This window comes from Mycobacterium sp., from assembly GCF_052143115.1.
Lineage (GTDB): Bacteria > Actinomycetota > Actinomycetes > Mycobacteriales > Mycobacteriaceae > Mycobacterium.
In genome coordinates, this window is the sequence record NZ_JBKQTQ010000108.1 from 103,929 (window position 1) to 109,940 (window position 6,012).

Consider the following 6,012-nt stretch of genomic DNA (forward strand, 5'->3'; position numbering starts at 1 on the left):
CCCCCATCCTCAGACACCATCGTCACAATGGTGCGAGTTTAGGAGCAGAGCTGATCCGCGAGCGCCGATTCGGATCTCTGGGTCAGGGCACCAGCTGGAGTTGGATGTCCGCAGTCTCTGGTACCCCGGGTGGAAAGCCGCAGGCGCCCTCCTTACCGGTGGATTGGACGGTGCCTGCGAGGGTGTTCGGGTCCCACGTGCGGTGGGCAGCGATGGCGTTGGGAACGCTGGTACCGTCCGGGCATTCTGCGCCATCGGTGGTGTCTAACACCCATTGGCCGTTCACCAAATTAGCCTGCCCCAAAGGCGGTCCACCGGGTGTGCGAGCTGCTGAGGCGCATCCGTCACCGCAGGGACTGAAGTACCAATCGTTGGTGACCGGATGACCCTCGACGGTGAACGGCTGACCGGTTTTTGGGTTTATCTGAGTCGAGATGTAGTGGGCGTTCGTCTGGAAGTCAGAAGGAAACGGTGCAGGCGCGGCCGGTCCCCACGCGCCGGCGGGTGCGGCCAGTCCGAGAGCGAGACCGGCGAGAAAGGCGGTGGCGGTGATGCACCGTGCGACAGCCATGACCTTAGTTCCTCCTACGAAGCCGTTAAGAATATCCACTACCGGTCGGTCTATCACGGGAGATCCTCGGGTTGGAAGGTATTTGGCATTTCCGCCCGACGGTGTTTCCTAATCTAGGGGTTGTGTTTGCCTGCTGTTAACTTCTCAAATCCAGCGGCGTAGCCGGCCGACTCAGTGGAATTGGTACCGAACCGGAAGGTGCTTGAGTCCGCCGACGAATGTCGTGGCGACGAATTGCGGCGCCCCGGTCAACTCAACGGATTTCACCCGCGGCAACAACTCGGTGAAAAAGCTGTTGACCTCCATGCGGGCCAGCGCTGCACCCAAGCAAAAGTGGACGCCGTAACCGAACGCCAAGTGTTTGTTGGGATCGCGGCCAACATCGAAGCGGAACGAATCCTCGAAGACGTCTTCGTCCCGATTGCCGGACACGTACGACAACAGCACCGACTCCCCCGCCGCGATCGGGACTCCACGCACCGTGGTGTCTTCGGCGGCGGTGCGCATGAATTCCTTGACCGGAGTGACCCATCGGATCATCTCCTCGGTGGCCAGCGGCATGATGTCGAGATTCTCGCCTAACCGCTGGAGCTGGTCCGGATTCTCGATGAGAGCATGCAGGCCGCCCGAGATGGTCGCGCTGGTGGTGTCGTGGCCGGCGGTGGCGACGATCAGGTAGTACGACACCGTGTCGATGTCGGACAGCGGCTCGCCGTCGATGCGGGCGTTGGCGATAGCGGACGCGAGATCCTCGGTCGGATGTTCACGACGCGACGTCGTGACAGCATTGAAGTATTGGAACATGTCGAGCAACGCGGGCAGCTGATCCTCGCCGGTGCTGCCGCGCTTGAACTCGCTGTCGTCGCTGCCGAACAGCTCCTGGGTGAGCTTGAGCATTCGCGGGAAGTCCGACTCGGGGATCCCCAACAGCGACATGATCACGTAGAGCGGGTAATTGACCGCGACCTCCTGGACGAAATCGCATTCAGGGCCCACCGTCATCATCTTGTCGACGTAATTCTTGGCCAGCTCGTCGACACGGACCTTCAGCGCCCGCATCGCCTTGGGACGAAACCAATCCGCGCCGATCGCCCGCACCAGCCGATGTTGCGGATCGTCCAGGTGGATCAGTGTGCGCACCTCCGCGGCGGCCTGCAACTCATCACCCTCCGCCGTCGTCAGGACCGGGCGCGGCCAGTTGGTGAACAGCATGTTGTCGCGCTCGATGTCCATGACGTCGGCATGCTTGGTGATCGCCCAGAATGGCCGGTAATTCGGCACCTCGACCCAGGACACTGGGGCGTTGGCACGCAGATGAGCCAGCGCCGCATGCAACTTCGGCTCGTCGGCGTATGCCAGCGGATCGGCGAGGACCTTGGCAGCTTCATCCATCGTCGGCGTACTCATGGGCAGCTCCTCACTGACGCAACTCTTGTAGTACGGCGGTGATAGTGGTCGCGGAAACGGTGCGGGGAAACGCCGGCATTACCCGGTCGATGACGCCCTCGCAGCGGTCGCGAAGCGCGCCTGCGAGTTCGTCGTACGTCGCAACGACAGCGAAGGCGTCCAGGATCTCGTCGTCGATCAGCGCTCCCATGGCATCCCATTCCCCCTGCAGTGAAAGTCGGTGCAACTCCGTCGCCACAGCGCCCCAACCGTGCAGCTCAAGCACCTTGCAGTAGGCGGGCGTTGATCCGTAGAAGGCAATCTGCTTGCGGACATCGGCCGCACCCAGCCGCAATTCCGCGTTGTCGTTGCCGGTCACCACGAACACCGGGCATGCCACCTGGAATGCCTGCCGATCACGACCGGAGCGCTGCAGGCCACGCTGCACCGCGGGCATCGTCACCTCGTGCAAATAGCGCCTCGTCGTGAACGCATGGGCCAGTAGGCCGTCGGCGACTTCGCCGCACATCTCGGTCATCGCTTCGCCGACAGCGGCGATGAAGATCTTGGGCGCCGAAAACGGTTGCGACTCAGGCGTGAACATCGGCGTCATGAGCTTGTGGGTGTAGAACTCACCCTCGAACCGCAGCCTGGTGCCGTCCTTCCAGGCCGACCAGATCGCGTCCAGCGCCTCCACGAATTCGCGCATCCGGGCCACCGGATGACTCCAGGGCATACTGAATCGCTTTTCGATGTGCGGCTTGATCTGGGTACCCAGGCCGAGGAAGAACCGGCCCTGCGAATAGGTCTGCAGATCCCAACCGAGGTTGGCGACGATCATGGGGTTGCGCGCGAAAGCCACTGCGATACTGGTGCCCAGCTCGAGTCGGGTGGTGTGTTCGGCCGCCAGCAGCAGTGGCAGAAACGGATCGTGGTTGATTTCGCCGGTCCAGCAGGCGTCGTAGCCCTGTCGCTCGAGCGCGCCCGCCAGTTCCGGCACCCGAGCGAGGTCGGTGAAGATGCCCCCGTCGACCCTGAGGCCGGACGCCAGCGTGGCGCTCATACTCGTGAAGCTACAGTAAGCTATTCGGTAGGGTCAATTTCGGCTATCCCGACAGCCGCAAAAGCCATGTCGCACCAGCTACTTCGTCATGACTCCGTCATGCGATGCGGGAGTTGTCCCAGGTCAGGATTCGGCCCTCTGGCACGAAGCGCAGAAATACCTGACTCGCGTAATACGTCTGGGTCGCTGCGGGCAGGCTGGCAACGGGTGGGCGAAACGCCACGTACTTGTCGTTGACGGCGGCCTCGATTCGCGAGATGGCCGCGGCGTCCTGGACGATCTCCGCACGTCCGGTGAGATGAACAGCGCGTAGCTCAACCCAGCGCTCCCCCGATTCGACGAGAAACGACGCCCGGGGATCATGCTGGACGCGTGCAATTTTCTTGGTGCCGGCCGGAGTCATCATCGCTACCGTGCGATCTTCGACGACGAACCACACCGGCAACGCAATCGGCATACCATCGCGGCGCAGGGTCGTCAGAATGCCGGTATGCGCCGCGCCGACTGCTTCCCATGCCTCGTCAGGCGTCAACCGGATCCCCATCGCGCTACCCCATCTCCCATCCATCTCCATCTCGTCATGCGGCCGCTGGCCGCCTCCCTCTCGCAGACGCTACAGTAAGCAATTCAGTACGTAACAGCCGACGAGTGAGGACATGCCCATGACAAAGTCCCCCGACTGGCAGGAGACGCTCGACGACCTCGACCGTCGCCGTCAGCAAACGCGGGCGATGGGCGGTCCGGACCGGCTTGCCAAACACCGCGGCAAGGGCAAGCTCGACGCCCGAGCGCGGATCGACCACCTCCTCGATCCGGGTACATTCCGCGAACTCGGCACGCTCGTGGGCGGAGAGATCGCCGCCGACGGGATCGTCGTCGGCTCCGGCTTGATCAACGGCTCACCGGTGATGCTCGGCGCGGAGGACTTCACCACGATGGCCGGCAGCATCGGGCCGGGCGGCAACTCCAAGCGCTACCGCATCGCAGAATTGGCGCTACGCGACAAGATTCCGCTGGTGATGCTGCTGGAAGGCGCTGGCTATCGTCCCACCGGCGGGCACTACGGGCGCAGCCCGACCGACCTACTCGCGCAAGCGCAGTGCTCGGGCCGCGTTCCGACTGTCGCCGCCGTCCTTGGCCCCTCGGCCGGACACGGCGCGCTGGTGGCCCCGGTGTGCGACTTCCGAATCATGAGCTCCCAGGGCGCCATCTTCACCGCTGGCCCTCCGGTCGTCAAAGAGTCCACCGGAGAAGACATCTCGAAGGAAGACCTCGGCGGACCGGACGTCGCGTTGCCCAGCGGGGTGATCCATAACGCCGCCGAAGACGACGAGACCGTGCTCGACGACATCCGCCGTTACCTGTCGTATTTCCCGTCGAGCGCATGGTCGTACCCGTCGCCGCTGCCGGCTGACGAGACCAGCGAACCGCGGCAGACACCAGAGCTGCTCGGCATCGTGTCCCGTGACAACCGCCGCGTCTACGACATGCGCGCAGTGCTCGACGTGGTCTTCGACCGGCCCGACTGGTTCGAGGTCCAGCCCCAGTTCGGCAAGGCGATGATCTGTGCGCTGGCCCACCTGGGCGGCCACCCGGTCGCGGTGGTCGCCAACCAGCCCAAGGTGCTGGCCGGCTCCATCGACGCCGACGCCGCGGACAAAGCAGCGCACTTCATCATGGTGGCCGACTCGTTCCACCTGCCGATCGTCTTCCTCGCCGACAACCCCGGCATGCTGCCCGGCAGTCGGTCCGAGCGCACGGGCGTGCTGCGGGCCGGCGCGCGGATGTTCACCGCCCAGACCGCGGCCAACACGTTGAAGCTGCACCTCACCCTGCGCAAGGCCTATGGGTTCGGCTCGATGGTGATGTCGCTGCTCAGCTTCGACGACCAGTCAGCGACCTTCGCCTATCCCGGCGCGATGATGGGCGCCATGAGCGCGGCGGCGCTGAGCCGTGCGTCGCACGCCGGCGAGGACCTCACGACCAAGCTGCGGGAAGCGGAGCTACAGGCGTCCTATCGGTCGGCCGAACACATGGGGTTCGACGAGCTCATCGATCCCCGCGAAACCCGCGACGCGCTGTTGGCTTCGTTGCGGCGGGGCCTGTCCAGCCGGCAAGCCGCCGCCGAACCGGTGAGCCGGACCGTCATCATGCCCTGAGGATCAGCAGACATAGTTCTCGCCGCTCGCCCGTACCGTCACGTCGCTGATGTTGATTCCCCAGGGCTGATCGATGACATGTACCACCGCGTTCGCCAGGTCATCGGGAGTGATCAGCCAGTACTCCACTGAGTCCACGTCGGTCTGCTCGGGTCGAAGGGCTCCGTTTTGCAAGTTGCCGACATTCTCGAAGAACTGTGCACCCTTCTGCCCGGTGATGCCGATGATCGCCGCTTCGTTGACGACCCCGCCGGCGAGATTGGTTCCGAGGACGCCCGTCGGCTTCACCGTGGTCACCTTGATCCTGCCTTGGGCCTCGACCCGCAACGAATCCGAGAGCACATCGACTGCCGCCTTGGTCGCGCTGTAGACGCCTGAGCCCTCGGTCCCGGCGTTGCCGTAGATGGATGAAATGTTGACGACCTGGCCTCGGCCCTGCTTGATCATCGTGTCGTAGACGGTCGAGATGCCGTTGACGACGCCTTTGATGTTGATGTCGATCGCCTTGTGCCATTTCTCCCACGCACGCTCGTGGTCGGCGAAGAACGCCAGCGGCATCACGCCTGCGTTGTTCACGATCACGTCGATGCGACCGTAGGCGTCGACGGCGTGTCGGCCCGCCGCCTGGACCTGGGCCATGTCGGTGACGTCCGCAACATGGGTGGTCCCTTCGAAGCCAGCGGCCCGGATGCTCTCGAAGACCTCGTTCAAGCCTTCGACGTTGACGTCGACCCCGACAACCTTCGCCCCACCGGCAGCACACTTTTCCGAAATCAGCTTGCCGAAGCCGCTGGCTGCGCCGGTCACGATAATGACCTTGTCCTTCAAGTACT

Annotated in this window: 6 protein-coding genes; 1 reads left to right on the forward strand and 5 read right to left on the reverse strand. The window is 63.8% G+C overall.

Features of this window, described 5'->3' with window-relative positions; all coding sequences use genetic code 11:
- Positions 1–82: 82 nt before the first annotated feature.
- The 4 genes from ACLQI9_RS11510 to ACLQI9_RS11525 all read right to left on the reverse strand — a co-directional run bounded on the left by ACLQI9_RS11510 (position 83) and on the right by ACLQI9_RS11525 (position 3,588).
- Positions 83–571 (reverse strand): hypothetical protein, encoded by a 489-nt coding sequence (locus tag ACLQI9_RS11510; RefSeq protein ID WP_442375956.1) that lies wholly within the window; start codon positions 569–571, stop codon positions 83–85.
- Positions 572–742: 171 nt separating this feature from the next.
- A complete protein-coding gene (locus ACLQI9_RS11515; RefSeq protein ID WP_442375961.1) occupies positions 743–1,963 on the reverse strand; it encodes a cytochrome P450 in 1,221 nt (406 codons plus the stop codon).
- 25 nt (positions 1,964–1,988) lie between these two features.
- Positions 1,989–3,020, reverse strand: coding sequence for an LLM class F420-dependent oxidoreductase (locus ACLQI9_RS11520; protein ID WP_442375957.1), 1,032 nt, complete (start codon positions 3,018–3,020; stop codon positions 1,989–1,991).
- 97 nt (positions 3,021–3,117) lie between these two features.
- Positions 3,118–3,588, reverse strand: coding sequence for a pyridoxamine 5'-phosphate oxidase family protein (locus tag ACLQI9_RS11525; protein WP_442391687.1), 471 nt, complete (start codon positions 3,586–3,588; stop codon positions 3,118–3,120).
- Between the two features lie 94 nt (positions 3,589–3,682).
- On the opposite strand from ACLQI9_RS11525, the gene ACLQI9_RS11530 reads away from it, so the two are divergent.
- Complete coding sequence (locus tag ACLQI9_RS11530) at positions 3,683–5,179, forward strand: acyl-CoA carboxylase subunit beta (protein ID WP_442391688.1); 1,497 nt, start codon at positions 3,683–3,685, stop codon at positions 5,177–5,179.
- A gap of 3 nt (positions 5,180–5,182) precedes the next feature.
- Here ACLQI9_RS11530 and ACLQI9_RS11535 read toward each other — a convergent pair.
- A partial coding sequence (locus ACLQI9_RS11535; protein ID WP_442391689.1) for an SDR family oxidoreductase occupies positions 5,183–6,012 on the reverse strand: 830 nt, incomplete at its 5' end.